The following is a 25,717-nucleotide window of genomic DNA, read 5'->3' as shown; positions in this document are numbered from 1 at the left end:
AATGCCGTGATCAGGCCATGGCGAGCCCGAAACCCTGCATCAGGCGCCGGGTTGAAAAGTCGGGATTGCCCGAGGTGAACACGGCGATGTCGTCGCCATGCTCCGGTTCGCTGCCGGCACCGTTCGGCTTGAGCAGCGACAAGGCGCGGCGCGCAATTGCTTCGGCCGGATCCAGCCAATCCACCGGCCACGGGGCAAGGCGGCGGAACACATTGGCCAGAAACGGATAATGCGTGCAGGCCAGAACGACGATATCGGTACGCTTGCCATCCATTTCGACAAAGCACGGCGCGATTTCCGCCTCTATCGCCGCATCATCAAGATGATCCCCGCGTATATGCGCTTCCGCCATGCGCGCCAGGTTCTGGCTGCCGACCAGCCGCACATGGCATTTCGTGGCAAACGACTGAATGAGATCGCGCGTATAGGCGCGCTTGACCGTGCCCGGCGTTGCCAGAACGGTGATGAGGCCGGACGAGGTGCGCTCTGCCGCCGGTTTGATGGCGGGAACAGTGCCGACAAAAGGCACCGCCGGAAAGGCCCGGCGCAGATCGTCCAGCACCAGCGTCGACGCCGTATTGCAGGGAATGATGACGATCTCCGGATCGTACCTGGCAATGAAACCCTCGAACAGGCCGAGAATGCGGGCGCGCAGCGGCTCTTCGTCCCAGTCGCCATAGGGGAAACCGGCATCGTCGGCAATATAGACAAAACGCCGATCCGGGATGAGCACCCGCGCCTCGCGCAGGACGGTCAAGCCGCCAATGCCGCTGTCAAACGCAATGATCGGCCGGTCCGCTGTGTCATTCATCGCCGGGTATATCCTCGCGTCCCGCTGGCTTGACGGCCGTTTTCCTGGCCGCCGGCTTTTCCCGCTTGCGCCCTTCGGGCGCGCCCGAGCCGCGCGGCGTCTTCGGGCTGAAATAATCCAGCGAGACAACGACACCGCGCAACAGCTTCAGTTCCGAGTCGGAAAAACCGGCACGGGTCAGCACACCGCGCAGATTGTTGACCATGATTTCCTTGCGGGCCATGGGCCGGAAATAGCCGCGCGCCTGCAAGGCGTCTTCCAGATGGTTGAAAAAGCCCTGCAGCTGTTCCTTCGGCGCGGGTTCGAGTTCGGGACCGCGGAAGGCCGTGTCCGTTTCCTTCTCCAACCCTGACTTCATCCACTCATAGGACATGAGCAAAACCGCCTGTGCGATGTTCAGCGACGAAAATGCCGGGTTGACCGGAAATGTCACCAGCTCATCGGCGAGGCTGACTTCGTCATTATTGAGGCCGAAGCGCTCGCGCCCGAAAAGAATCCCGGTTTTCTCGCCCCGGTTGAAGCGCTGGCGCAGCGTCTGGCCCGCCTCGACGGGTCCGCGCACCTGCTTGAAGGCATCGCGTTCCCGCGCCGTCGTCGCGTAGACGAAATGCAGATCCTCGATAGCCGACGGCAGATCGTCATAGACCTTCGCCCCATCGATGATGTGGTCGGCACGGCTTGCGGCGGAGCGGGCCTTGTCGTTGGGAAATTCCTCGCGCGGCTTGACGAGGCGCAGTTCCGCCAGCCCGAAATTGGCCATGGCCCGCGCCACCATGCCGATATTCTCCGGCAATTGCGGCTCGACCAGGATGATCGCCGGCCCTTCGGCAATGAGTGTGCGCTGTCTGTCTGTACCTGCCATGATCAATCCATTGTGAATGCCGCCCTCATACAACGCGTTTTTTCAACGGGCAATCGTGCATCGGGCCTATGCCCGGCTCATATTCCGCCAAGATTGCGATTAAACACTTAAAGCCAGTCTTTGCGTTCTGGTTTGCGAGTGCTATAGGGGCGCGAACCCTCAATGAAAACCGATGCTGGCATTCCCAGACCAGTAATAAAGAGGCTGATTATTCATGGCAAAGATCAAGGTTGCAAACCCGGTCGTCGAACTTGACGGCGACGAGATGACCCGCATCATCTGGCAGTACATCAAAGACAAGCTGATCCATCCCTATCTCGACATCGACCTGAAATATTACGATCTGGGCATCGAACATCGCGATGCGACCGACGATCAGGTGACCATCGATGCGGCCAATGCAATCAAGCAGTATGGCGTCGGCGTCAAGTGCGCCACCATCACCCCGGACGAGCAGCGCGTTGAGGAATTCGGCCTGAAGAAGATGTGGAAGTCGCCCAACGGCACGATCCGCAACATTCTCGGCGGCGTTATCTTCCGCGAACCGATCATTGCCAAGAACGTTCCCCGTCTGGTTCCCGGCTGGACCCAGCCGATCATCGTTGGCCGCCATGCCTTCGGCGATCAGTACCGCGCCACCGATTTCCGGTTCCCCGGCAAGGGCAAGCTGTCGATCAAGTTTGTCGGCGAAGACGGCAAGACCATCGAACACGACGTCTATGATGCGCCAAGCGCCGGCGTTGCCATGGCCATGTACAATCTGGATGATTCCATCCGCGACTTTGCCCGCGCCTCGCTCAACTATGCCTATAACCGCGGCGTCCCCTGCTATCTGTCGACCAAGAACACCATCCTCAAGGCCTATGACGGCCGCTTCAAGGACATTTTCCAGGACGTGTTCGACGCCGAGTTCAAGGACAAGTTCGCCGAGAAGAAGATCACCTATGAGCATCGCCTGATCGATGACATGGTTGCCTCGGCGCTGAAGTGGTCCGGCGGCTATGTCTGGGCCTGCAAGAACTATGACGGCGACGTGCAGTCCGACATCGTGGCACAGGGCTTTGGCTCGCTCGGCCTGATGACCTCCGTGCTGATGACGCCGGATGGCCAGACGGTGGAAGCGGAAGCCGCCCACGGCACCGTGACACGCCACTACCGCCAGCACCAGAAGGGCGAAGAAACTTCGACCAACTCCATCGCCTCGATCTTCGCCTGGACGCGCGGCCTTGCTCACCGCGCCAAGCTCGACGGCAATACCGAACTCGACCGCTTTGCCAACACGCTGGAAAAAGTCTGCGTCGATACGGTTGAATCCGGTTACATGACCAAGGATCTGGCGCTGCTGATCGGTCCGGACCAGCCTTGGCTGTCCACCACGGGTTTCCTCGACAAGATCGACGAGAACCTGCGCAAGGCCATGGCCGCCTGATCTGGGGCCGCCTGATCCGGCATCGCCATCGAACAACACAAGCCCCGGTTCGCCGGGGCTTTTCTTTGATCGCCAGGCTTTCCGGGCGGTCCCTTTCTCCGCAGCTTTCCCGGCAGGTCCCTCTCCCTGCGGTTTCCCTATGCGGCAGCCCTTTTCACAGGCCCTCCGGTTTGCCGGATTCCTCATCCGATCATCCGGCTATCCCGCAGTTTCTTTCGCCGGTATCCTGATCAACCGGTCTCCTTATTCCCCCGTCCCTCGCCGCCCATCCGCCGAAATCGCCTCCTGTTTGTTGCCGCCAAGCGATGCCGCAAGCGCAGGTTTACGGGGCACTAGTCGTCGTCAATATTCGCGTCCTCTTCGGCAGGCGCCTGCGCTTTTGCCGGTGGCGCCCTGTTTGCGGCCGCGGGCGGCAGTTTCATGCCCGATTTGAGATCCAATACCCGGCGGAAGGCATGGGCCGGAATCCTGCCGACAATTTTCCCGGCCTTGCCCGCCAGTTCGAAGTCGAGCCCCTTCGTGGCGGCGGCAACAAAATCAGCCTCATCCATGGCCACCACGCCGGTTTCCTCGCGTGTGGGCAGGCAAGGCCGAAAGAAACAGGCCGCCCGTCTGCTCACTCCCTTTTCGAACCGCATCTGCCGGCCATAGCTCCAGGCCTCGGAGAGGTGGCTTTTGCCCTGGCCGGTATAAAGCGTCTTGAAACCGTATCCCACAGTTGTCGAATAGTAGGGCTGCGCGTTCAGCGACATGAACAGATCCAAATAAGCCAGGACATCCGGCCCAAAGGCCGTATCGCTGCGCATATGAACATCCTTGACGACCGTCGAGGTCTGGCAGGAAACAAGCAGCATCGCGGCGAGCAGAAGAGCCAGTATTGTCTTCACGTCAGTTCTCGAAATGGATAGCTAAAAACAGTTTTTGAAAATGCGAAACAAAATTGCGATGCAGAAAAAACACCGCAAACCAATCAGCCTGCGCACGTAAAATATCAGGTAAAAATACCGGAAAATCGATCTCTTGCCCACTTAGCAATTAGTATGAGCGGGGCATTTCCGGCCGCATCACGCTGCGGCCGGAAATACAATGCTTGGCGTCAGCCGGCGAGCGCGTCGCGCACGGCAGCCACGGCAGCCTCGGCCTTGGAACCGTCGGGACCGCCGGCCTGCGCCATGTCGGGACGGCCGCCGCCGCCCGCACCGCCGAGCGCGGCGGACGCGATCTTGACCAGGTCGACGGCGCTGAACGTGCCGACGAGATCGTCGGTGACACCGACAACCGCGCTGGCCTTGCCATCTTCCGACACGCCAATGAACGTCACGATGCCGGAGCCGACGGTCTTCTTGGCATCGTCGGCCAGCGGCTTCAGGTCACGCGGATTGACGCCGGTGACCACCTTGCCGATGAAGCCGACACCATTGACCGTTTCGGACTGCGCGGCGCCATTGCCGGAGCCGCCAAGCGCCAATTGCTTGCGCGCCTCGGTAAGCTCGCGTTCCAGCTTGCGGCGCTCATCCAACAGCGCCGTCACGCGCGCCAGCGCGTCGGCAGGCGTGGACTTCAACGCACCGGCAATCGCCTTGACCCGGTCGTCCTGTTCTTCGAGGTAGCGGCGCGCGGCTTCGCCGGTCAGCGCCTCCATGCGGCGCACGCCCGCCGCCACGGCGCTTTCCGAGACAATGCGGATCAGGCCGATATCGCCGGTGGCGCGCACATGCGTGCCACCGCACAGTTCCGTCGAATAGCTCTTGCCCGATTTCTCGCCATGCAGCGCCGTTCCCATGGAAACCACGCGCACTTCATCGCCATACTTCTCACCGAACAGCGCCATGGCGCCTTCCGCGATGGCATCGTCAACCGCCATCAGGCGGGTACTGACCGGTGCGTTCTGCAGGACGATTTCGTTGGCGAGGTCTTCGATGACGGCCAGTTCCTTGTCCGAAATCGGCTTCGGATGGGAAAAATCGAAACGCAGGCGATCCGGCGCAACGAGCGAGCCCTTCTGCGCGACATGGGTGCCAAGGGTTTCGCGCAGCGCCTCATGCAGCAGGTGCGTCGCCGAGTGGTTGGAGCGGATACGCGTCCGGCGCCTGCTGTCGACCGTCAGCTCCACCGGCACGTCGAGCTTCACCGTGCCCTTGAGCACCTTGCCCAGATGCACGAACACGCCGTCATTCTTCTTCTGCGTGTCGGTGACAACAACGGTGAAGCCGTCACCGGAGATGATGCCGGTATCGCCCTGCTGGCCGCCGGACTCGGCATAGAACGGCGTCTGGTTGACCACGAGGGCAATGGCCTCGCCTTCCCCGGCGCTGTCCACCTGCGCACCGTCCCGCACCAGCGCGGTGATGACGCCTTCGGCCTTTTCCGTCTCGTAGCCGAGGAATTCGGTGGCGCCGACCTTGTCGCGCACCGCAAACCAGACCGTTTCTGTCGCTGCGTCGCCGGAACCGGACCAATGGGCGCGGGCTTCCGCCTTCTGCCGCTCCATGGCCGCCGCAAAAGCATCGGTATCGACAGCGATACCGCGCTGGCGCAGCGCATCCTGGGTGAGATCCAGCGGGAAACCGAAGGTGTCATAGAGCTTGAACGCGGTTTCGCCATCGAGCCGATCGCCTTCGCCAAGACCTTCCGTGGCATCGCTCAGCAGGCCAAGGCCGCGGTCCAGCGTTTTGCGGAAACGGGTTTCCTCAAGCTTCAGCGTTTCCGAAATCAGCGATTCAGCGCGGATCAGTTCCGGATAGGCCTGCCCCATCTCGCGGATCAGTGCCGGCAGCAGGCGCCACATCAGCGGCTCCTTGGCACCCAGCAGCTGCGCATGGCGCATGGCGCGGCGCATGATGCGGCGCAGCACATAGCCGCGGCCTTCATTCGACGGCAGCACGCCATCGGCAATGAGGAAGCTCGATGAGCGCAGATGATCGGCGATCACCCGGTGGCTGGCGCGGAATTTTCCTTCCGCCTTGATGCCGGTCGCATCTTCCGACGCGCGGATAAGCGCCCGGAACAGGTCGATATCATAATTGTCGTGCTCGCCCTGCAGCACCGCCGCCAACCGTTCCAGCCCCATGCCGGTATCGATGGACGGGCGCGGCAATTCGATGCGCTGCTCCTTGGTGATCTGCTCGAACTGCATGAAGACGAGGTTCCAGATCTCGATGAAGCGGTCGCCATCCTCGTTGGCGCTGCCGGGAGGGCCGCCCCAGATGTCTTCGCCATGGTCGTAGAAAATTTCCGAACAAGGGCCGCATGGGCCGGTATCGCCCATCGCCCAGAAATTGTCGCTGGTGGCGATGCGGATGATGCGGTCATCGGACAGACCGGCAATCTTCTTCCAGAATCCGGCAGCCGCATCGTCCGTATGATAGACGGTGACGAGCAGCTTGTTCCTGTCGAGACCATATTCCTTGGTGATCAGGTTCCAGGCTAGGCTGATCGCCTCTTCCTTGAAGTAATCGCCGAAGGAGAAATTGCCGAGCATTTCAAAGAACGTGTGATGGCGTGCGGTATAGCCGACATTGTCCAGGTCATTGTGCTTGCCGCCGGCGCGCACGCATTTCTGCGATGTCGTGGCCCGGCTGTAAGGCCGCTGCTCCAGACCGGTGAAAACATTCTTGAACTGCACCATGCCGGCATTGGTGAACATCAGCGTCGGGTCGTTGCGCGGCACAAGCGGGCTCGACGCCACGATCTCATGGCCGTTCTTCTTGAAATAGTTCAGAAATGTCGACCGGATTTCGTTGACGCCACTCATGTGCATTGCCTTCTGACTTGTCTCTAACCAAAGCGAAATAGCCCCTTTCTGCAACAAAAGGGCGGAACGCAACGCTTGTAGCGATGCGACCGCGGCCTGTCCAGAAAATCCCTGTGATAATGGGCCTTGCTTATGAACAGCACAGTCTTCGAATACGTGCACTCTTCCTCATGCTGAGCTTGTCGAAGCACGCAGAGCGGTTGTGCGTGCTTCGACAAGCTCAGCATGAGGGAGGTCTGCTCAATATGTGGGAAGGTAGCGCTGCGTGCGGTGAAGCACAGCCTCGGCCCGAGGGACGTTCTTACAGCGTGAGAGCATTTTAAAAGAAAAACCCGCATCCGGCGGCCGGATGCGGGTTTGAATTGCAGACCGGAACGGTCCGTCCTGGGAGATCAGCCTTCGGCGGCCTCGGGTCCGTCATTGTCCTCGACATCGTCCGGGCCCTTGTCCAGCATCTGCTCGGCAATCAGACCGGCATTCTGGCGCAGGACCAGCTCGATCTCATTGGCCACTTCGGGATTGTCCTTGAGGAAGAGCTTTGCGTTGTCGCGGCCCTGCCCCAGACGCTGGGAATTGTAGGAGAACCACGAACCGGATTTTTCAACGATACCCGCCTTGACGCCGAGATCGACCAGTTCGCCCGTCTTGGATACGCCTTCGCCATACATAATGTCGAATTCGACCTGCTTGAAGGGGGGCGCAAGCTTGTTCTTGACCACCTTGACGCGGGTCTGGTTGCCGACCACCTCATCACGTTCCTTCAGCGCACCGATGCGGCGGATATCGAGACGCACCGAAGCATAGAATTTCAGCGCATTGCCGCCCGTCGTGGTTTCAGGCGAACCGAACATCACGCCGATCTTCATGCGGATCTGGTTGATGAAGATGACCATGCAATTGGAGCGGGAAATGGATGCGGTCAGCTTGCGCAGCGCCTGGCTCATCAGGCGGGCCTGCAGGCCGGGAAGAGAATCGCCCATCTCGCCTTCGATTTCCGCACGTGGGGTCAAGGCGGCAACGGAATCGACCACCAGAACATCGATCGCACCGGAACGCACCAGCGTATCGGTGATCTCCAGCGCCTGCTCGCCGGTATCGGGCTGCGAGATCAGAAGATTCTCCAGATCCACGCCCAGCTTGCGGGCATAGACCGGGTCCAGCGCATGTTCCGCGTCGACAAAGGCGCAGATGCCGCCCTTCTTCTGGGCTTCCGCAATCGTATGCAGCGCCAAGGTTGTCTTACCCGAGCTTTCCGGCCCATAAATTTCGACAATGCGGCCTTTCGGCAGACCGCCGACGCCAAGGGCTATATCCAGGGAAAGCGACCCGGTCGAAACCGTCTCAATTTCCACAACCTGCTCATTGCGTCCAAGCCGCATGATCGAACCCTTACCAAAGGCTCTCTCGATCTGTGACAATGCCGCATCCAGCGCTTTCGTTTTATCCACCGAATTACCCTCAACTAACCGCAAAGAATTTTGAGCCATGTTACACTACCCCTGTGCTATCCATGAAGCCCGGATGCTCCGGCCTTTGAAGATATTTGTATCTGTTTTGTTCTCATTTGGCAATATGCACAAGCCATTGAAAAACAATAATAACACAAAAATGTTCTTAAAATGTTCCGAAAGTTCTCTGCCTGCGCTTGTCCACATGTTCCTCGTGTTCGGGCAGCATGAACGGGAAAACCGCGGCCAGCAAATTCGAATCGTTGCGGCGATTGCGTCAGGGCAGCAGGCCATCTAGAGAAGGAAAGGACCAAGTGTCTTGCAACCGATCATTTTGTTCAGCAAAAGCCACCAACCATGACTCAGGATTACACACCGCTGCTGTTTGCTGTCGGCGGCGCCCATATGGACCGGCGCGGCCAGAGCAGCGTTCCCTTCATTCCCGGCGCGTCCAACCCCGGCATCATGCGCGAAGAGCCTGGCGGCGGCGTGTTCAATGCTTTGCGCCTTGCCGTGCGGCGCGGTGTGCGGGCTGAAATGCTGTCGGTGCGCGGCGGCGACCGGGTTGGCGATGTCATCGGCGCCGCCTTTGAGGCCGCCGGAATCAAGGACAGTTCCGCCGTGTTCATCGATCGGGCAACCCCGAGCTATACGGCGATCCTCGATGAACAGGGCGATGTGGTTGCGGCCATTGCCGACATGGCGCTGTATGAACTTGCCCTGCCCCGGCAGTTGCGGCGGCGCAAGGTGCGCGATTCCATCGATGCTGCCGATGCGGTTTTCGGCGATGCCAATCTGCCGTCGGAAGCGTTGCAGAAACTGGCCGAGCTTGCCGGCGGCAAACCGCTCTATGCGCTGGCGATTTCCCCGGCCAAGGCGGTGCGGTTGCGGCCGGTTCTCGGCGATCTCGCCTGCCTGTTCCTCAACCGGCGTGAAGCCTTTGCGCTGACGGGACTGGGCACCGATGCCAGCCTGCCCGATCTGCACCGCGCCCTGACGGCAGAGGGTCTGCACACTGCCGTTGTCAGCAATGGCGGGCAGGCTGCGCTGGTCTATTCCAGCGGCGGTGCATTCTCCCTTCTCCCGCCCGCGCTGACCGGTATTGCCGACGTGACCGGCGCGGGTGATGCGCTGGCCGGCGGCACCATATCGGCGCTGATGCGCGGCCTTCCCCTCGCGGAAGCCGTGCGCGAAGGCTTTGCCGCCTCGGCGCTGACACTGCAAACCCATTCGGCAACGCCGATCTTCACATCCAGGATTTTCGACGCGGCCCTCGCGACCATACCGGAGGCCATCCCGCTCGCATGAGCGAACGGCCTGATACGACAAAGGAAAGAACCATGACCACAACAGCCCTCAACCCGTTCACCGACATTGCACCGGAGGTGCAGAAAGCACTTGCCGCCGGGCAGCCGGTGGTGGCGCTGGAAAGCACGATCATCACCCACGGCATGCCCTACCCGGACAACAGCCGCATGGCCGCCGATGTCGAGACGATCATCCGCGATGGTGGCGCAGTCCCGGCGACCATCGCCATCATCGATGGCCGCCTGAAGATCGGCATTTCGGCCGAGGAACGCGAGGCATTGGCGCAGGTCAAGGGCGCCATGAAGCTGTCGCGCGCCGATCTGGCGTTTGCGCTGTCGGAAGGCCGCACCGGCGGCACCACCGTTGCCGCCACCATGCTGGCCGCACACATGGCCGGCATCAAGGTGTTTGCCACGGGCGGCATCGGCGGCGTGCATATGGGCGCGGAGACCAGTTTCGACATATCGGCCGATCTGGAAGAATTGGGCCGCACCCCGGTGATCGTCGTCTCGGCGGGCGCCAAGGCGATTCTGGATATTGAAAAGACGCTGGAAGTGCTTGAAACCAAAGGCGTACCCGTTGTGGTGCATGGAGCGGATGTTCTGCCGGCCTTCTGGTCGCGCCAGTCACATCTCAAGGCCCCCTTGCGTCTCGACACGCCGGAAGCCATCGCCAGGTTCCAGGCAACGCGCAGCGCCATCGGCGTCAACGGCGGCATGCTGATCGCCAACCCGATTCCGCTGGAAAGCGAAATTCCGGCCGACATCATGGGCGGATACATCCGTGAAGCCCTGTCGCGCGCCACAAAAAATGGCATCACAGGCAAGGCCGTAACGCCATATCTTCTTTCGGAAATTCTCGACATCACCAAGGGCGAAAGCCTGAAGGCGAATATCGCCCTGGTGGAAAACAATGCACGCCTTGCAGCGCGCATTGCTGTCGCCCTGACACTGGTCAGGTAAGCGGCGAAATCTGCAGTTCGACGCGGCGATTCTGCGACCGGCCGGCTTCCGAATTGTTGGAAGCAATCGGCCGGTCCATGCCGAAGCCGCGAACGGAGAAACGCCGGTTGTCGATGCCCTGCTGGGTCAGGTAGTTCGAAACGGACAGCGCGCGGCGCTCGGACAGAAGCTGATTGTACTGCTGGCCGCCGACATTGTCCGTATGGCCATAGACATCGATGATGCTCCGGTCGAACTTGCGCAGCACCACTGCAACCGAATTCAGCGTTGCAAAGAACTGCGGCTTCACCGCATCCTGGTCGGTAGCAAACGTGATGTTCGACGGCATGTTCAGGATGATCTGGTCGCCGTTACGGGTCACCGATACGCCCGTGCCCTGCAGCTGGGCCCGAAGTTCCGATTCCTGGCGGTCCATGTAGTTGCCAACGGCACCGCCGGCCAGCGCGCCGATACCGGCACCGATCAGCGCCGCGTTGCGGCCGGATTTGCCACCGCCGCCAACGGCGAGACCACCCAGCGCGCCAACCGCTGCGCCGATTGCCGCGCCACCGGCCGTATTCGATATTTTTTGCTCGCCGGTATAGGGATCGGTGGTGGTGCAACCGGCCAAAAACGTCGCGGCAAGACAGCCGATGGCAAACTTCTTGATCATGGAATCAGGTCCCCGTTGGAAATGTTGCGAAATATAGCATCGAATACGGCAAAATATGGAAAGCAAACGGCTAAATCAGCCGTAGCCGCGCCATGGCCAGGGCATCGACAAATCGCCCGTTCTTGAAGGCATAATCCCGGTGCACGCCTTCCCGCTCGAAGCCGCATTTTTCGTAGAGACCGATGGCTTTGACATTGTCGGCATGGACCGTCAATTCCAGGCGCCGGATGTTGAGCCAGTTGTCCGCCGCATCGATCAGGGCAAGCAGCAGCGCCTTGCCGATGCCGCGCCCGGTGAAATCGTCGTGCACGCCGAGCCCGAGATGCGCCGTATGGGCCCGCCTGCCATCGGAGCGATGCAGGCCCGCGTGGCCAACGATCTGCTGATCGATCTCGGCAACGATGCTTGTCGTCCCCGCGCCCAGACTTTCGAGCCATTTGCGGGTCTGCTCCGCACTTTGAAAGGGCAGGCGTAAAGTACCGGCACGAAAACCGGGTAAATTGGTCAATGTGTTGATCTGTTCAAAATCGGCGGCACGCGCCGCCCGGATCGAGAATGCGCTATCGTGGGGTGGTGATAAAGGTTGGTCTTGCATCTTGCTCTCCGTTTGTTCGAGAAGAGCGAAGGTCAGACCCTGCTCGCCTCGTGGCAGGGTCTGGTGAAAGATCGCGTCGACGTCAGCGCAACAGCTCTCCACCACCCCTGAAAAGGAGTGCGGTACCAAGCATCATGATATTCGAACGACGGATCATGCCGCCATCTTTCACCACAATATCAGTGATTTCAAGAGAGTTTCTGATTCAAAACCTGATCCCGGTTCAAAAATTTTGACGAATATGCCGGGCGGAATTCGTTTGCGCCGCCGGTCTTATTCCAACATGCTCCGCCGCACCCAAACGACATCGACAGGATTTCGCATGACTGAGACCTCACAATCACCCGTAGCAATCATCACCGGCGGCGGACGCGGCATGGGCGCAGGCATAGCGCGCGAGCTGCACGCCAGAGGCTACCGGCTCGGCCTGATGTCGCCATCCGGCAGCGCCATCGAGCTGGCAGCGGAATTGGGTGCAATCGGCATCAAGGGTTCGGCTGGAGAAGCCAAGGATCTGGAAACGCTCGTCGCCAAGACAGCGGAAGCCTATGGGCGCATCGACGCCGTGGTCAACCATACGGGCCATCCGCCGAAGGGTGACCTCATCGACATCACCGACGAGAAATGGGCGCTTGGCAATGATCTGATGGTGCTGAGCGTCGTGCGCATGGCGCGGCTCGTCACACCCTATATGCTCAAGCAGGGCAAAGGCGCCTGGGTGAACATCACCACCTTCGCCGCTTTCGAGCCCAGCCTCGTCTTCCCGGTGTCCTGCGCCTATCGCGCCGCCGTCGGCGCCTATACAAAACTCTACGCGGATCGCTACGCCGCCGACAATATCCGCATGAATGCGGTGCTTCCCGGCTTTATCGACAGCCTCGATCACAAGCCGGGCACCGAGAGCGGCATCCCGATGAAACGCGTCGGCACCATGAACGAGATCGCCAAGACAACCGCGTTCCTGCTGTCGGACGATGCGGGCTACATCACGGGGCAGAACATTCGCGTGGATGGCGGGATCACCAAACACGTCTAGACAGCGTTAAGGGCAGCACATCGAAGGCTGCCCTGTCATATGGGTGCGTGGTTCGACAAGCTCACCATGAGGGATGGAGTAGGTTGCAGGGAGCTAATCCTGCAATGTTTCCTAGTAGCCTTGCAGCCAAACCACTTCCCTCATGGTGAGCTTGTCGAACCACGCACCTCTTAATCCCGATCTACATCAGGCTGACGCCGAGGGCTTCACGCAGATGCCGCTGGCCGTTCGGCGTCACGGATACGGCGCGCGTGCCGTCGGCGCGCCGGATCCACCCCTTGTCGAAGCAGTGGCTGCACAATGCGGCACCGATGGCACCGGCCAGATGCGGGCGTCGCTCGCTCCAGTCCAGACAGGGGCGGCACAGGATGCGCCCCTTCTTCTGATGGATCGCACCGATATCCATGCCCAGCCTGTCGAAAAGCGACAGGCCGCTATCCGTCAGTTCACCCGCATCAAGCCCGAGTTCCAGATGTCCGGCCCCCACGAGCGCATCGGTGATCGACACACCCAGCTTTCCCGCCAGATGGTCGTAGCAGGTGCGCCCGGCCCGCAATGCGGCATCGCGCGGCCCGGTGCGCACGGTCTTGCTGGGCGTGCCGGGTGTTGCAATCTGCATGATGCTTTCGATCATTTGCGCAACCGCTGGTGATGCCAGCCGGTGATAGCGGTGCCTGCCCTGCTTTTCCACCTGCAGAAGCCCGGCCTCCGTCATGCGCATCAGATGGCTGCTGGCCGTCTGGGCCGTAATCCCGGCAAGCTGCGCCAGTTCGCCCGCGGTTAGCGCGCGTCCATCCATCAGGCCCGTGAGCATGCTGGCGCGGCCGGGATCTCCGGCCAGCGCGGCGATTTCGGCAAATCTGGCAGTGTTCGACATGGCATTCTTCCGTGGCTGCTTCCGGGCCGATACTGGCCTATCCACGGCAAGGATGCTTCGAAAACGCTCGAAGTATCAAGCGTGTCCTCTATTCGCTTTCCAGCATTTCCTTGACCGACGTTGCCAGCTGCTTCAGCGAGAAGGGTTTTGGCAGGAAGCCGAATTTGGCATCTTCCGGCAGGTTGCGGGCAAAGGCGTCTTCCGCATAACCGGAAACGAAGATGAACTTGATATCCCCGTATTCCTTGCGCAGTTCGCGCAGCAGCGTCGGGCCGTCCATCTCCGGCATCACCACGTCGGACACGACGATATCGACCTTGCCGCCCAGTTCCTTCATCACTTCAAGCGCTTCGACACCGCTGGACGCCTCGTGCACCGTATAGCCGCGCGATTGCAGTGCCCGGACACCGCCCATGCGCACCGCATCCTCGTCCTCGACGAGGAGAACCGTTGCGGAGCCGGAAAGATCGGTGGCCTTCTCGACCTTCTTTTCCTTCTTCGGCGCTTCAACCGCAATCACTTCACCTGCCGCGTTGAGGACCGGAGCCTCCACATGGCGCGGCAGGAAGATGCGGAATGTGGTGCCCTTGCCAAGTTCGGACTCGCAATGGATCGAACCGCCGGTCTGCTTGATGATACCGTAGACCATGGAAAGCCCGAGACCGGTGCCCTTGCCGACTTCCTTGGTGGTGAAGAACGGTTCGAAAATCTTTTCGATGACCTCGGGCGGCATGCCGGTGCCGCTGTCCTGCACCTCGACCAGGACGTAGTCGCCTGGCAGGAGATCGCGGTAGTTCAATGCCGCGCTTTCGCTTTCGCCGATATTGCGGGTGCGGATGGTCAGATCGCCGCCTTCCGGCATGGCATCGCGTGCATTGACGGTCAGATTGACCACCACCTGCTCGAACTGGCCGAGATCGGCACGCACCGGCCACAGGTCGCGGCCATGCTCGATCTTGAGGTTGACCTGCGTTCCCGCAAGCCGTGTCAGCAGCATGCGCACATCGGCGATGACATCGGTGAGGTCAAGCACTTCCGGACGCAGGGTCTGGCGCCGCGAGAATGCCAGGAGCTGCCGCACCAGCGATGCCGCGCGGTTGGCGTTCTGCTTGATGTTCATGATGTCGGCAAAGGACGGGTCGGACGCCCGGTGATTGGTGAGCAGCAGGTCGGACGACATGATGATTGCCGTCAGCACATTGTTGAAGTCGTGGGCGATGCCGCCCGCGAGCTGGCCGACGGCCTGCATCTTCTGGCTCTGGGCCATGGTGGCTTCCAGCGCCTTCTGCTCCGTGGTTTCCACGACGGAAACGATGGCAGCCTCCTCTGCCCCCTCTTCCGAGCCAGCATCGAAGACCGGACTGATATAGAAGCGCAGATGGCGCTCCTCATGCCCGGGAATGACCGTATCCACCGGCGAAATCTCCGCCTTGCCGGCAAAGGCAGCGGCCAGCGCCCGGTCGAAAGCCTCGCGATCGCGCTCATGCACGACGGTTTCCAGTGGCGTGCGCCGGTCGATGGCATCGCGGTCCACCACGGGCGAGAACAGGCCGAGGAACCGCGCATTGGTGCGCAGGATCTTGCCTGAAGCATCGACGGCGGCAATCGCCATGGACGCCGAGTTGAAAAAGCGGGTGAACCGCACTTCGGCGGCGCGCAGGGCGGCGGAATTGTCCTCGCCCTCGGCGCGGTTGAGCACGATTGTCCGGGTCGGGCCGCGCTTGCCGTCGCGCTGCGCCTGCACACGGTGATAGAAGCGCACGGCGAGGCTCTGGCCGTTCGCCTTGGCCAGATCGAGATCGATCACCGTGTTGCGGCTGGTACCCGGTTCCGTCTTCACCGCATTGATCAGCGCCATGCCGTTACCCGCGACGACATCGCGGACCGTCATGGAACCCGGCGTGAACTTGGTCAGGTCAATCCCGAGCCATTCGGCCAATGTCGCATTGATATAGGTGATGCGCCCGTCAGGGTCGGCGGAGAAAAAGCCCGCCGGGGCATGGTCGAGGTGATCGATGGCCTCCTGAATATCCTGGAAATAGCGCTCCTGCTCGGCGCGCTCGGCGGAGATATCGGCAATCTGCCACGCAAAAACCGGCGCTGTCTGACCGGGAATACCCGCAACGGCACGGGCCTTGACGCGATACCAGGTCGGTATCGGCGCGCGGGCGGGGTCGAGCGGCCGCGACAGGCGCAGCTCCTCCTGGCCGGAAATACCGTCCCGCACCGCATTGGCCAGCCGGTAGATCGGATCGGAAGCGGCGCTTTCACTGGAAAGTATGTGCTCTATCGCCCGGACATCGCTGGAATTGGTCACGCCCGTCAACTGGGCATAGGCGCGGTTGGCGTAGACGATACGGCCCTTCTGATCGGTGACAACCGTGCCCTCGGGAAACGTATCGACAAAGGCGCGCGTCAGTTCATCGCTGGTGCCGCGCGGTGTAAACTGGATGACATTGATGGCCGAACCGAAGAGATAGAACACGCCGGTCATGGCCAGCGTGCCGAGCAGTCCCAGCAGAAACTGCTGCCCCAGCTGGTCGCGGTAGATGAAATAAAGGATGGAAACGCCGACCAGCACAATGCCGAGAATGACAAGACGCAAGGCCGCCTTGATCGACTTTGTGTTGGCAATGATCGGTTCTGGATAAAGATCGTTGTTCGTCTCTTGAGACATCCGTCTCAAACCCCTTCTTTTCATCGCGGAAGCTGCCCGGGCAGGCCACAATATTTTGAACCGGCTGAGGTCCGTATGACCAATGCTGGTTCCGAATCGTTTGGATCATATCTTTGATGCCGTATAAACCCCAAGCGTGCAGAACCAGCCATTATTCCACGGTTTCGCACGGCAATTGCGGCACAAGATCGGCAGGACCAGCCGATAGCCACAGGCCAGACGATGCGTCAGGGTTGCAGCAGGCAAAGGCTCGCACTAGTGTCACACAGATTATTGCTCCGGGTTCCATGTCGGGGGACGTGCCTTTTGGCCCGGAGAATGTAAAGGAGAGTTCGTCATGCATAATTGGCTGGTCGCTGTCGTCGGCGAAACCGCTGCCCCGATTGTCGGGTTCATCCTTCTTTTCGCACTGGTCATTGTCCTTCTGCTGCTCGTCTTTGCCGTTCTGCGGCGCGTCACCGGCGGAACCTTCGTTGCCGGCGGGCGCAACCGTCAGGTCCGCCTGTCGGTGACCGATGCCGCCGCTGTCGATAATCGCCGCCGCCTGGTTCTGGTGCGGCGCGACGACGTAGAACACCTGATCCTGATCGGCGGTCCCAGCGATTTGGTGATCGAGCAGAATATCCGTCAGTTTGCCAAGCCGCAGTCCCGCGTCGAACCCGCGGCCACCATCGCTCCGGCGGATGCCGAGCCGAAAGCCGAGGCGCGGCCGGTTGAGGCACCCCGCCCGCAGCCCGTGGCTCCGGCGCGCGTTTCACCGCCCGTCACTCCGGTCAGCCGGCCCGCAGCGCCGGTGCAACCTGCAACACCGCCCGCGCCGGTTCGTCCGGCCGCTCCGGTTCAAGCGGCGGCTCCGCAACGCGAAACGGTGCAGCCCGAACCACAGCGCCCCATCACGGCAGCAACGCCGCTGCCGCCCGTTCCACCCATGGCGCCCATTCCTCCGATCGCCAGTGCGCCCGATGCCGTATCGCCACCCGCCGCCGCGCAGCAGCCTGCCGGGACACCCCATATCGAGGCGCCGCATAGGGACAATGGCTGGCAGCGGACGGCCTCGCCGTCCTTTGGTGCAAGCCAGCGCAGTGAACCGCACATCGATGCCCTGCCGCATTTTGATGAGACACATCCGGAAACCAAGACGCCTTTGGAAACCAGAACCACCACGGCGGCGGCGTTCCCGTTCGCCGTGCAGAGTGAAGGCGTAAGGTCCATCCACGAAGAATCGTCGCTGGAAATTCTCGGGCCGGCCAAGGCGAAGGAACCGGACATCAATCTGGCGGACCTTGATTTCGGCGATGCGTTCGAGTCGGATCTCGAAGGCGAACTCCACATCACGCCCGATGAAGAAGTGCGCAAGGAGACCGGCAGTATCGAGGATGAAATGGAGCGCCTGCTCGGCGATCTGTCCAGGCCGGAAAAGCGTTAGCCTTCAGAGAGACTTCTCCAATAAAAAAGCCCGGAACGATCCGGGCTTTTCTATTGGTTTCATCAAGGTCGCATCAATCGTCGCGGTAGACTTTCTCGCGTCGTTCGTGACGTTCCTGCGCCTCGATGGAAAGTGTAGCTATCGGCCGTGCATCCAGACGCTTCAAGCTGATCGGATCACCGGTCTCCTCGCAAAACCCGTATGTTCCATCATCAATGCGCTGCAAGGCTGCATCGATCTTTGAGATCAGTTTGCGCTGCCGGTCACGCGCCCGCAACTCGATCGCACGGTCCGTTTCGGACGATGCACGATCAGCGATATCTGGCAGGTTCGCATTTTCCTGCTGCAGGATCTCAAGCGTTTCACGCGCCTCCCGCAGAATGTCGTTCTTCCAGTTGATTAGTTTTTCACGAAAATAGGATTTCTGCCGATCACTCATGAAAGGCTCGTCATCCGTGGGCTTATAGTCAAGATCGATAAGTTTATTCATCTTTGAATCACCCTGCACCTATGAGACGCGAGGAGGCCTATATAGGTCGTGTCACAAAGCCGCACAACTGCAAAACGACAGGCTGTTGAGGGATTCGAACAAGGCGGTTTTGCTTAAATAATCGGCAAACAATCCGCCAAATGCGGGCCATCTCGACATAAAATGCGATATTCCAGCCGAAAATACGGCAAAATCCCGGTTTTGGCCGCCTGTATCCGCTGGCGCCGTTTAACCATTGCCTCGCAGAAATGCAGGCCGCCCATAAATAGGACAGGCCGGTTTTGCACAATTATTTGAGAATTGCGTCATTTGCCGCAGAGGTTTATCCATTCATTGTGTCCTAAAAGAACCAAAACACTGTGGAGTTTAGAGATGAGCCAGGTCTATTTACTCCGCCATGCCAAAGCAGTCTGGCCATCTCCCGGGCAAAAAGACTTTGACCGGACTTTGGATTCTGTCGGAATTCAATCGGCAACCGTTCTCGGCGAAGAGATGAAACGGTTCGGGCTGCGGCCGGACATCGTCCTCTGCTCGACCGCCGTTCGGGCGAGGCAGACACTCGAACATATCGCCCTGCAACCGCCCCTCATTCTGGAAGACCTGGAAAAACTCTATTCCGGCAGCGCCGACAACTATCTGACAGCCATCCGCATGGCGGGTCTTGAGCATGAAAATGCGCATTCCGTCATGCTGGTCGGCCATAATCCGATGATGGAGGATGTGGCCATTGCCCTTGCCGGGCGCGGCGATCCGCCCGCTCACCCCACCTTCGCAGCCGGTTTTCCCACGGCGGGGCTCGCCGTCATTGATTTTGCCGTTCCCCTGGCGGAAATCCGCCATGGAACCGGGACGCTGAGCACGTTCCTGTCGCCTTCCGAGCACCTCTGAAAAAAGCCAACGTCTTGTCATTAGACGTGTCACCCCTATATCCGGGCCGAGAACGGGCGAAAGTGCAGGACGATTGACTTGGGAACACTGACAACACTGACCGACGAGGCAAAGATCGCCCTCGATACCCTGGCGGATCGGACCGCGGGGCTGGTTTCGCCCTCGCTCCGGCTTGGTGTGACCGGCCTTTCCCGGGCGGGCAAGACCGTTTTCATCACTGCGCTGGTGCACAATCTCATCCACGGCGGCAGGCTGCCGATGTTCGAAGCGCAGAAATCCGGCCGGATCGCCAAGGCCTATCTGGAGGAGCAGCCGGACGACGCCGTGCCGCGCTTCCAGTATGAGGACCACCTCAAGGCGCTCATCGAGGACCGTATCTGGCCGGATTCCACCCGAGCCATTTCGGAGCTGCGGCTGACCATCGAATACGAATCCGCGTCGATGTGGAACCGCATGTTTTCCGGCGGCAAGCTTTCCCTCGATATTGTCGACTATCCCGGCGAATGGCTGCTCGACCTGCCGCTCCTCAACAAGTCCTTTGCCGAATTCTCCAGCGACTCCTTCGATCTGGCGCGCCTTGAAAGCCGCCGCGAGCTGGCAAGCGAGTGGCTTGCCGTGGCAGATGCCATTGATGCCGATGCGCAGGCCGACGAAGTAACGGCGCAGCGGCTTGCTCGCAGTTTCACCGGCTACCTCAAAGCGGGAAAGGCCGACGAACGGGCGCTCTCGACATTGCCGCCCGGCCGTTTTCTGATGCCCGGCGATCTTGACGGCTCACCCGCCCTCACCTTCGCACCCCTGCCCAATCTCAAATCCGGCAAGTTCCGCCCCGGCTCGCTGGCCGCCATGATGGAGCGCCGCTACGAGGCCTACAAGACCCATGTGGTCAAACCGTTTTTCCGCGAGCACATTGCCCGGCTCGACCGGCAGATCGTACTGGTCGATGCCATGCAGGCGATGAATGCGGGATCGTCCGCTATTGCCGATCTCGAGCGTGCCCTGACGGAAATCCTCTCCTGCTTTCGTCCCGGCAGCACCAATTTCCTCACCGGGCTTGTCCAGCGGCGCATCGGCCGCATTCTCATTGCCGCAACCAAGGCCGATCATCTGCACCATGAAAGCCATGACCGGCTGCAGGCCATCGTCCGCCGCCTGGTGGACCGGGCCGTCGGCCGTGCCGACTTTTCCGGCGCGAATGTCGACGTGCTGGCCATGGCGGCGGTGCGCACCACGCGCGAGGCAACCGTCACCCAGGGCAAGGAAATCCTCCCCGTCATCGTCGGAACACCGCTGAAGGGCGAAACGATCGACGGCGAACACTTCGACGGCAAGACGGAAACAGCCATATTTCCCGGTGACTTACCGGAAAGACCGGATTCAATTTTCGAAGGACCGGAATCGGCTTCTGAAGATCCGGCCATTCGCTTCGTCCGTTTCCGTCCGCCGGTACTCGAAAAGACCGCAGAAGGGTTTACACTGTCGCTGCCACATATCCGGCTTGATCGCGCGCTTCAGTTCCTGATCGGAGATCGCCTCGCATGACCGACAGCACCCCACGCAAACCTGCAGCCTTCCGCATGGCCCCGCCGGAGGCAACCGCGCGCACCGGGACGGAAACGACGCACAAACCAGCCGAAGCCCGCAGGCCCACCGCAATCAGGGATATCGCGGTGATCACACCGGCACCCGTTGATGTGTTCGACCTCGATGCCGCAACGGCAGATGAACTGGATGCCTTGACCCCGCCACCGGCCCTGCCGCGCAAGAAACGTTTCTCCTTTGCATCCGTGCTGACCGGCTCCCTCGGCGTATTGGTATCGCTCGCCGTCGGGCTATGGGCCGACAATCTCATTCGCACCCTGTTCGAGCGTGCGCCCTGGCTTGGCTGGGCGGCGCTTGCCGTCGGCATCGTCGCCGCTCTCTCGCTTCTGGCCATCGTCATCCGCGAAACCCTTGCCCTGCGCCGCCTCGCGTCCGTACAATCGCTGCGCGATGAAGCGGCCAAGGCGGCGGCCGACAATGACGCACGGCAGGCCAAGACGGCAGTTGCGCGGCTCGTCACCATAGCTGAAACCATGCCGGCGACCGCCAAGGGCCGTGCCCTGCTGCATGATCTGCGCGATGACGTCATCGACGGACGCGATCTCATCCGCCTGACGGAAACCGAATTGCTGCGCCCGCTCGACCGGCAGGCGCGCGAACTCATTCTTGCCGCTGCAAAGCGCGTTTCGGTTGTCACCGCCGTCAGTCCGCGCGCGCTTGTTGATATCGGCTATGTGATTTTCGAGTCGGCCCGGCTGATCCGCCGCCTGTCGGAACTCTATGGCGGACGCCCCGGCACGCTGGGCTTCCTCAAGCTGACCCGCAACGTGATCGCCCATCTCGCCGTCACCGGCACCGTGGCCATGGGCGACAGCATCGTCCAGCAGCTTGTCGGCCACGGGCTCGCGGCAAAGCTCTCGGCGCGGCTGGGCGAAGGCGTCATCAACGGCCTGATGACCGCGCGTATCGGCATTTCCGCAATGGATCTGGTCCGGCCCTTTCCGTTCAATGCGGAAAAACGCCCGGGGATCGGCGATTTTATTGGGGATCTTGCCCGTATCGGCGGCGGGAAAAAACAATAATCCTGTGGACGGGGTTGCAATTTCGGCAGGAATGGCAACCATCCGTTAACCATTCCAACCGATGATCGGTCATCGTCATTTCAATGATTTGTGTTGAGTAACCCGAATGAAAACACGCGCAGCTGCCGCTACCATATCTTTGTTCGCATGCGCGCTCTTCGCGTTTTCCGCACAAGCCAAGGACAAAGACAAGGACGCCGAGTTCTTTCAGACCGTCGAAGGCCAGTGGGTTGGTCCCGGCGAGATCGTTGCCGGCAAGTACAAAGGCACGAAATTCACCTGCACGCTCGACGGTTCAACGCCCGATGAGACCGCAGGCATGACGCTGGACGGCAATTGCCGTGTCGGCATTTTCAACCAGCCGATGAAGGCGACCATCGCCCGTTCCGGCGGCACCTATAAGGGCACGTTCCTCGACGGTGCGGCGGGCAAGGGCCTTGATATCACCGGCGGCAGCGTTGCCGGCGACCGGGTTGTCCTGAACATCACCCGCAAACAGCTGACCGGCGCAATGCTGGCCAAGTTTACCGGCGACAACACGCTGAACGTCACCATATCCGTGCGGCTGGAAGATACGCTGATCCCGGTTGTCGGCATGACCCTGAAGCGGGTAGACAACACCGCGGTCAGCAGCATCGCCAAGAACTGATCAATCCGTTCGGTTGTCGCGCCACCAGCCCGCATCCGTGCGGGCCTTTTCTATGCCGGAACGGTCACACAGGACTGCCCATCCGGCAATGCTTTTGCCGCTGACCACAAGATCCGGCGCTATATCGCCGAGCGGCACCAGCACAAAGGCCCGTTCCGTCATGCGCGGATGCGGCAGCGTCAGCGTCGGGCTTTCAAAGCGCTCCCTGCCCTCATAGGCCAAAAGGTCGATGTCGATGATGCGCGGTCCCCAGCGTTCGATCCGCTCCCGTTTCATCCGGCGCTCGATATCCAGCGTGGCCGCCAGCAAAGCTTCCGGTTCGAGGGATGTTTCGACACAGGCACAGGCATTGTGAAACCACGCCTGATCGATCTTTCCCCACGGCGGCGTCCGGTAAACCGGCGAAACGGCAGTGACCTGCGTATCATCGCGGCGGTCGAGGGCCTGCAGGGCTTCCGCCATCGACTGAACGGGTTCGCCGATATTGCCGCCCAGTCCCAGCCACGCCTTGTGCACGGGGCTCATGTCCCGGCACTCCGGGTTTCAAGCATGGCATCGGCGATGGCCAGCGCATCCCGGTTCATCCTGACATCATGCACGCGAAACACATCCGCACCGGCCAGCCGCAGGATCGCGGATGTCGCGGCCGTGACCACGTCGCGCTCGTCCGCATCGCGCCCTGTCACGGCACCGAGGAAACGCTTGCGCGACGTACCCGCCAGGAAGGGGTAACCAAAGGCCTGCAGCTCGCCGAACCGCCGCATCAGGGCAAGGTTCTCCTCGGTTTCCTTGGCAAAGCCGAATCCCGGATCGAGCACGATCTGCTCGCGCGCCACGCCGGCCAGCCTGGCGATCTCCAGTGACCGGTTGAGGAAAGCGAATTGGTCAACGATGACATCCGGATCGCGCTCCCGCTCCCGACCCGTATGCATGATGACAAGTCCGGCACCGGTTTCCGCCGCAAGATCGGCAATCGCCGGTTCGCGCTGGACACCCCACACGTCATTGACGATATGCGCACCGGCGGCAACGGCCAGCCGCGCGGTTTCCTCGCGATAGGTATCGACGGAAATGATGACATCGGTTTCCCCTGCGAGGGCCTCGATGACCGGAAGTACCCGCGCCTGTTCGGTCCGGGCATCGACGCGGGTTGCGCCGGGACGGGTCGACTCGCCGCCGACATCGATGATGGTTGCCCCCTCGGCAATCATCGCCCTCGCGCCCTCGATGGCCTTGTCCAGCGCCAGATGCACGCCGCCATCGGAAAACGAATCCGGCGTGACATTGAGAACACCCATGATGACAGACACCGGCCCGAGGGTGAGGGATCGCCCATGCGCCAGACGCCACTCTCTTTGCATGGGATGCTCCTTTCAAGACTGTACTGCTGCAGTTGTTTTTGAACAGAACGGCCGTCACGTCAATTCATCCGCAACGTTTTTGGCGCTACAGTATCGGGAGCACAGGCAGGCTTTGGCCGAAATGAAGGACCAGTCCCCATGAAAACGATTGTCAGAACGGCGGCTCTCGCACTTGCATGCCTGCTCGCGACAGAAAGCGCCAATGCGGCCGTGGTCCTGCGCAATTACAAGTATTTCACCCTGTCCGGCACGACCGCCGCCGATCTCGACCGCGAGTTGAGCCGGCGTGGTCCGCAACTGCACAAGACCGGGCCTCGTCATCCCGGCGCGACACAGATGCGGTTCAACACCAAGGTCAAATACGGCTCCGACGGCAAGAGCTGCCGGGTTGTCGAGGCAAACATCACCATTCACGCCCAGGTCCACCTGCCGCGCTGGAAACAGCGCGCTTCGGCCAAGCCCGATCTCGCCATGATCTGGGATACGCTGTCGGCCGATATCAAACGTCATGAAGAGAGCCATATCGTGATCGCCCGCACCGCCGCCGGCGATATGGAACGGGCGATGAAAGCCCTGCCCTGGCGCAGCAATTGCGAAGAGATGAAAGCCGATGCGGCCAGACTCATGGTCAAGCTGATGAAGGAGCAGGACGCTGCGCAGATCCAGTTTGACCGCGTAGAGGGAAAGAATTTTGAGCGCCGCTTCGAACGGCTGCTCATATTCCGCATCCAGCGTGAGATGGAAAAGAAAAAGGGATAGTGTGACCGGCGCTGACGCGCCGGTTCATCTTTCAAGCGACGCCCAGCTTCTTCTGCAGGCTGGTCGATGAGGTCGTATACTGGAACACCACCCGCTCGCCGGGGCTGACGATGCGCTTGGCCGCCTGGGTCATCAGCGCGGCCTCGTGGAAACCGGACAGGATCAGCTTTAGCTTGCCGGGATACCAGTTGATGTCGCCGATGGCGAAAATCCCCGGTTCCGACGTTTCGAAGGTTTCGACATTCACCGGTATGAGATTTTCATGCAGGTTGAGGCCCCAATCGGCAATCGGGCCGAGTTTCATCGTCAAACCGAAGAACGGCAGTAGGCGGGTAACCGGAATCTCCGTCTCTCCCTCTGCAGCCTTGATCGTGGCGCTGGACAGCTGCCCGTCGGTGCCCGTCAGGCCGGAAACCTGTCCAAGCTCGAACCGCACGCTGCCACGCTCGACCAGTTCGAACATTTTCTTCACGCTGTCGGGTGCCGCGCGGAATTCGGCACGGCGATGCACCACGGTCAAACTGCGGGCGATGGGCTGCAGGTTCAGCGCCCAGTCCAGGGCCGAATCGCCGCCGCCGACAATCAGCACGTCTTCGTCACGGAACTCTTCCATGCGGCGCACCGAATAAAAGACGCTTTTGCCCTCGAAGGCTTCAATACCGGGAACCGGCGGGCGCTTCGGCTGGAATGAGCCGCCGCCGGCGGCGATCACCACCACTTTGGTCTCAAAAATCTCGCCTTCGTCCGTTTCCACGTGGAACTGGCCATCGGGCTGGCGTTCCAGCCGGGTGACCATGCGGTTGAAATGAAATTGCGGCGCGAACGGCTTGATCTGCTCCATCAGCTTGTCCGTCAGACCCTGCCCGCTGATCTCGGGCCAGGCCGGAATGTCATAGATCGGCTTTTCCGGGTAGAGTTCGGCGCATTGGCCGCCGGGACGGTCGAGAATATCGATCAGATGGCATTTGAGATCGTAAAGGCCGAGTTCGAATACGGCAAAGAGGCCGACAGGCCCGGCACCAATGATCACAACGTCCGTTTTGGTTATTTCACTCATCGACAATTCCTCATGACAAACCAGTGCAGTATTTCATACCCGCCCGCGGTCT

General features: G+C 60.8%; 23 protein-coding genes. 10 read left to right on the top strand and 13 right to left on the bottom strand.

What is annotated here, in order from left to right:
• Window positions 1-10 precede the first annotated feature (10 nt).
• Entirely contained in the window at window positions 11-811 is an 801-nt protein-coding gene (gene murI / locus J1W56_RS09050) for a glutamate racemase (protein ID WP_223612960.1), read from the bottom strand.
• Window positions 804-1,673 (bottom strand): RNA methyltransferase, encoded by an 870-nt coding sequence (locus tag J1W56_RS09045; RefSeq protein WP_223612959.1) that lies wholly within the window; start codon window positions 1,671-1,673, stop codon window positions 804-806. The genes murI and J1W56_RS09045 overlap by 8 nt, the downstream gene beginning before the upstream one ends.
• A gap of 214 nt (window positions 1,674-1,887) precedes the next feature.
• On the opposite strand from J1W56_RS09045, the gene J1W56_RS09040 reads away from it, so the two are divergent.
• Complete coding sequence (locus J1W56_RS09040; protein WP_223612958.1) at window positions 1,888-3,102, top strand: NADP-dependent isocitrate dehydrogenase; 1,215 nt, start codon at window positions 1,888-1,890, stop codon at window positions 3,100-3,102.
• A gap of 332 nt (window positions 3,103-3,434) precedes the next feature.
• On the opposite strand, the gene J1W56_RS09035 is transcribed toward J1W56_RS09040, so the two are convergent.
• The 3 genes from J1W56_RS09035 to recA all read right to left on the bottom strand — a co-directional run bounded on the left by J1W56_RS09035 (window position 3,435) and on the right by recA (window position 8,343).
• Window positions 3,435-3,908 carry a hypothetical protein gene (locus J1W56_RS09035; protein ID WP_223612957.1) on the bottom strand — a complete coding sequence of 158 codons (474 nt, stop codon included), beginning with the start codon at window positions 3,906-3,908 and terminating at the stop codon, window positions 3,435-3,437.
• Window positions 3,909-4,198: 290 nt separating this feature from the next.
• Window positions 4,199-6,856 carry an alanine--tRNA ligase gene (gene alaS, locus J1W56_RS09030; protein WP_223612956.1) on the bottom strand — a complete coding sequence of 886 codons (2,658 nt, stop codon included), beginning with the start codon at window positions 6,854-6,856 and terminating at the stop codon, window positions 4,199-4,201.
• Window positions 6,857-7,248: 392 nt separating this feature from the next.
• Entirely contained in the window at window positions 7,249-8,343 is a 1,095-nt protein-coding gene (recA, locus tag J1W56_RS09025; RefSeq protein ID WP_182549139.1) for a recombinase RecA, read from the bottom strand.
• Window positions 8,344-8,661: 318 nt separating this feature from the next.
• Here recA and J1W56_RS09020 point away from each other — a divergent pair, with 318 nt between their 5' ends.
• The gene (locus tag J1W56_RS09020; RefSeq protein WP_223612955.1) at window positions 8,662-9,612 is read left to right on the top strand and encodes a carbohydrate kinase family protein; all 951 of its coding nucleotides are present in this window, start codon (window positions 8,662-8,664) and stop codon (window positions 9,610-9,612) included.
• A gap of 32 nt (window positions 9,613-9,644) precedes the next feature.
• Window positions 9,645-10,574, top strand: a complete 930-nt coding sequence (locus tag J1W56_RS09015; RefSeq protein ID WP_223612954.1) for a pseudouridine-5'-phosphate glycosidase — start codon at window positions 9,645-9,647, stop codon at window positions 10,572-10,574.
• Here J1W56_RS09015 and J1W56_RS09010 read toward each other — a convergent pair.
• Entirely contained in the window at window positions 10,567-11,226 is a 660-nt protein-coding gene (locus tag J1W56_RS09010) for an OmpA family protein (protein WP_223612953.1), read from the bottom strand. The genes J1W56_RS09015 and J1W56_RS09010 overlap by 8 nt on opposite strands.
• A gap of 70 nt (window positions 11,227-11,296) precedes the next feature.
• Window positions 11,297-11,821, bottom strand: coding sequence for a GNAT family N-acetyltransferase (locus J1W56_RS09005; protein WP_223612952.1), 525 nt, complete (start codon window positions 11,819-11,821; stop codon window positions 11,297-11,299).
• A gap of 322 nt (window positions 11,822-12,143) precedes the next feature.
• Between J1W56_RS09005 and J1W56_RS09000 the strand changes: the two genes are divergently transcribed.
• Window positions 12,144-12,857 (top strand): SDR family oxidoreductase, encoded by a 714-nt coding sequence (locus J1W56_RS09000; protein ID WP_223612951.1) that lies wholly within the window; start codon window positions 12,144-12,146, stop codon window positions 12,855-12,857.
• Window positions 12,858-13,038: 181 nt separating this feature from the next.
• Here the strand turns inward: J1W56_RS09000 and J1W56_RS08995 are convergent, their stop codons facing one another.
• Both J1W56_RS08995 and cckA read right to left on the bottom strand, forming a co-directional pair.
• Window positions 13,039-13,734 (bottom strand): ArsR/SmtB family transcription factor, encoded by a 696-nt coding sequence (locus J1W56_RS08995; RefSeq protein ID WP_223612950.1) that lies wholly within the window; start codon window positions 13,732-13,734, stop codon window positions 13,039-13,041.
• Between the two features lie 88 nt (window positions 13,735-13,822).
• Window positions 13,823-16,411 carry a cell cycle histidine kinase CckA gene (gene cckA, locus J1W56_RS08990; RefSeq protein WP_223612949.1) on the bottom strand — a complete coding sequence of 863 codons (2,589 nt, stop codon included), beginning with the start codon at window positions 16,409-16,411 and terminating at the stop codon, window positions 13,823-13,825.
• A 337-nt stretch (window positions 16,412-16,748) separates the two neighbouring features.
• Between cckA and J1W56_RS08985 the strand changes: the two genes are divergently transcribed.
• Window positions 16,749-17,837: a flagellar biosynthetic protein FliO gene (locus J1W56_RS08985; RefSeq protein WP_223612948.1), complete on the top strand. Its 1,089-nt coding sequence runs from the start codon at window positions 16,749-16,751 to the stop codon at window positions 17,835-17,837.
• A 73-nt stretch (window positions 17,838-17,910) separates the two neighbouring features.
• Here J1W56_RS08985 and dksA read toward each other — a convergent pair whose 3' ends face one another.
• Window positions 17,911-18,327 carry an RNA polymerase-binding protein DksA gene (gene dksA / locus J1W56_RS08980; RefSeq protein WP_091877580.1) on the bottom strand — a complete coding sequence of 139 codons (417 nt, stop codon included), beginning with the start codon at window positions 18,325-18,327 and terminating at the stop codon, window positions 17,911-17,913.
• 372 nt (window positions 18,328-18,699) lie between these two features.
• On the opposite strand from dksA, the gene J1W56_RS08975 reads away from it, so the two are divergent.
• The 4 genes from J1W56_RS08975 (at window position 18,700) to J1W56_RS08960 (ending at window position 22,488) form a co-directional block, all read left to right on the top strand.
• Window positions 18,700-19,215 (top strand): SixA phosphatase family protein, encoded by a 516-nt coding sequence (locus J1W56_RS08975; RefSeq protein ID WP_223612947.1) that lies wholly within the window; start codon window positions 18,700-18,702, stop codon window positions 19,213-19,215.
• A gap of 78 nt (window positions 19,216-19,293) precedes the next feature.
• Window positions 19,294-20,757 (top strand): YcjX family GTP-binding protein, encoded by a 1,464-nt coding sequence (locus tag J1W56_RS08970; RefSeq protein ID WP_223612946.1) that lies wholly within the window; start codon window positions 19,294-19,296, stop codon window positions 20,755-20,757.
• Window positions 20,754-21,839, top strand: coding sequence for a YcjF family protein (locus J1W56_RS08965; protein WP_223612945.1), 1,086 nt, complete (start codon window positions 20,754-20,756; stop codon window positions 21,837-21,839). Before J1W56_RS08970 ends, J1W56_RS08965 begins: the two co-directional genes overlap by 4 nt.
• Window positions 21,840-21,945: 106 nt before the next feature.
• Entirely contained in the window at window positions 21,946-22,488 is a 543-nt protein-coding gene (locus J1W56_RS08960; RefSeq protein ID WP_223612944.1) for a hypothetical protein, read from the top strand.
• On the opposite strand, the gene folK is transcribed toward J1W56_RS08960, so the two are convergent.
• On the bottom strand, window positions 22,489-23,013 hold the full coding sequence (gene folK, locus J1W56_RS08955; RefSeq protein WP_223612943.1) for a 2-amino-4-hydroxy-6-hydroxymethyldihydropteridine diphosphokinase: 525 nt from the start codon (window positions 23,011-23,013) through the stop codon (window positions 22,489-22,491). It lies immediately after the preceding gene.
• A complete protein-coding gene (gene folP / locus J1W56_RS08950; protein WP_223612942.1) occupies window positions 23,010-23,849 on the bottom strand; it encodes a dihydropteroate synthase in 840 nt (279 codons plus the stop codon). The genes folK and folP overlap by 4 nt, the downstream gene beginning before the upstream one ends.
• Window positions 23,850-23,987: 138 nt before the next feature.
• Here folP and J1W56_RS08945 point away from each other — a divergent pair, with 138 nt between their 5' ends.
• Entirely contained in the window at window positions 23,988-24,608 is a 621-nt protein-coding gene (locus J1W56_RS08945; RefSeq protein ID WP_223612941.1) for a DUF922 domain-containing Zn-dependent protease, read from the top strand.
• Window positions 24,609-24,639: 31 nt separating this feature from the next.
• Here the strand turns inward: J1W56_RS08945 and J1W56_RS08940 are convergent, their stop codons facing one another.
• The gene (locus J1W56_RS08940) at window positions 24,640-25,665 is read right to left on the bottom strand and encodes an NAD(P)/FAD-dependent oxidoreductase (RefSeq protein WP_223612940.1); all 1,026 of its coding nucleotides are present in this window, start codon (window positions 25,663-25,665) and stop codon (window positions 24,640-24,642) included.
• Window positions 25,666-25,717 lie beyond the last annotated feature (52 nt).

This window comes from Phyllobacterium calauticae, from assembly GCF_019991125.1.
Lineage (GTDB): Bacteria > Pseudomonadota > Alphaproteobacteria > Rhizobiales > Rhizobiaceae > Phyllobacterium > Phyllobacterium calauticae.
Note: the sequence above shows the minus strand (reverse complement) of the source record. Positions and strands in the feature narration are given on the sequence as shown.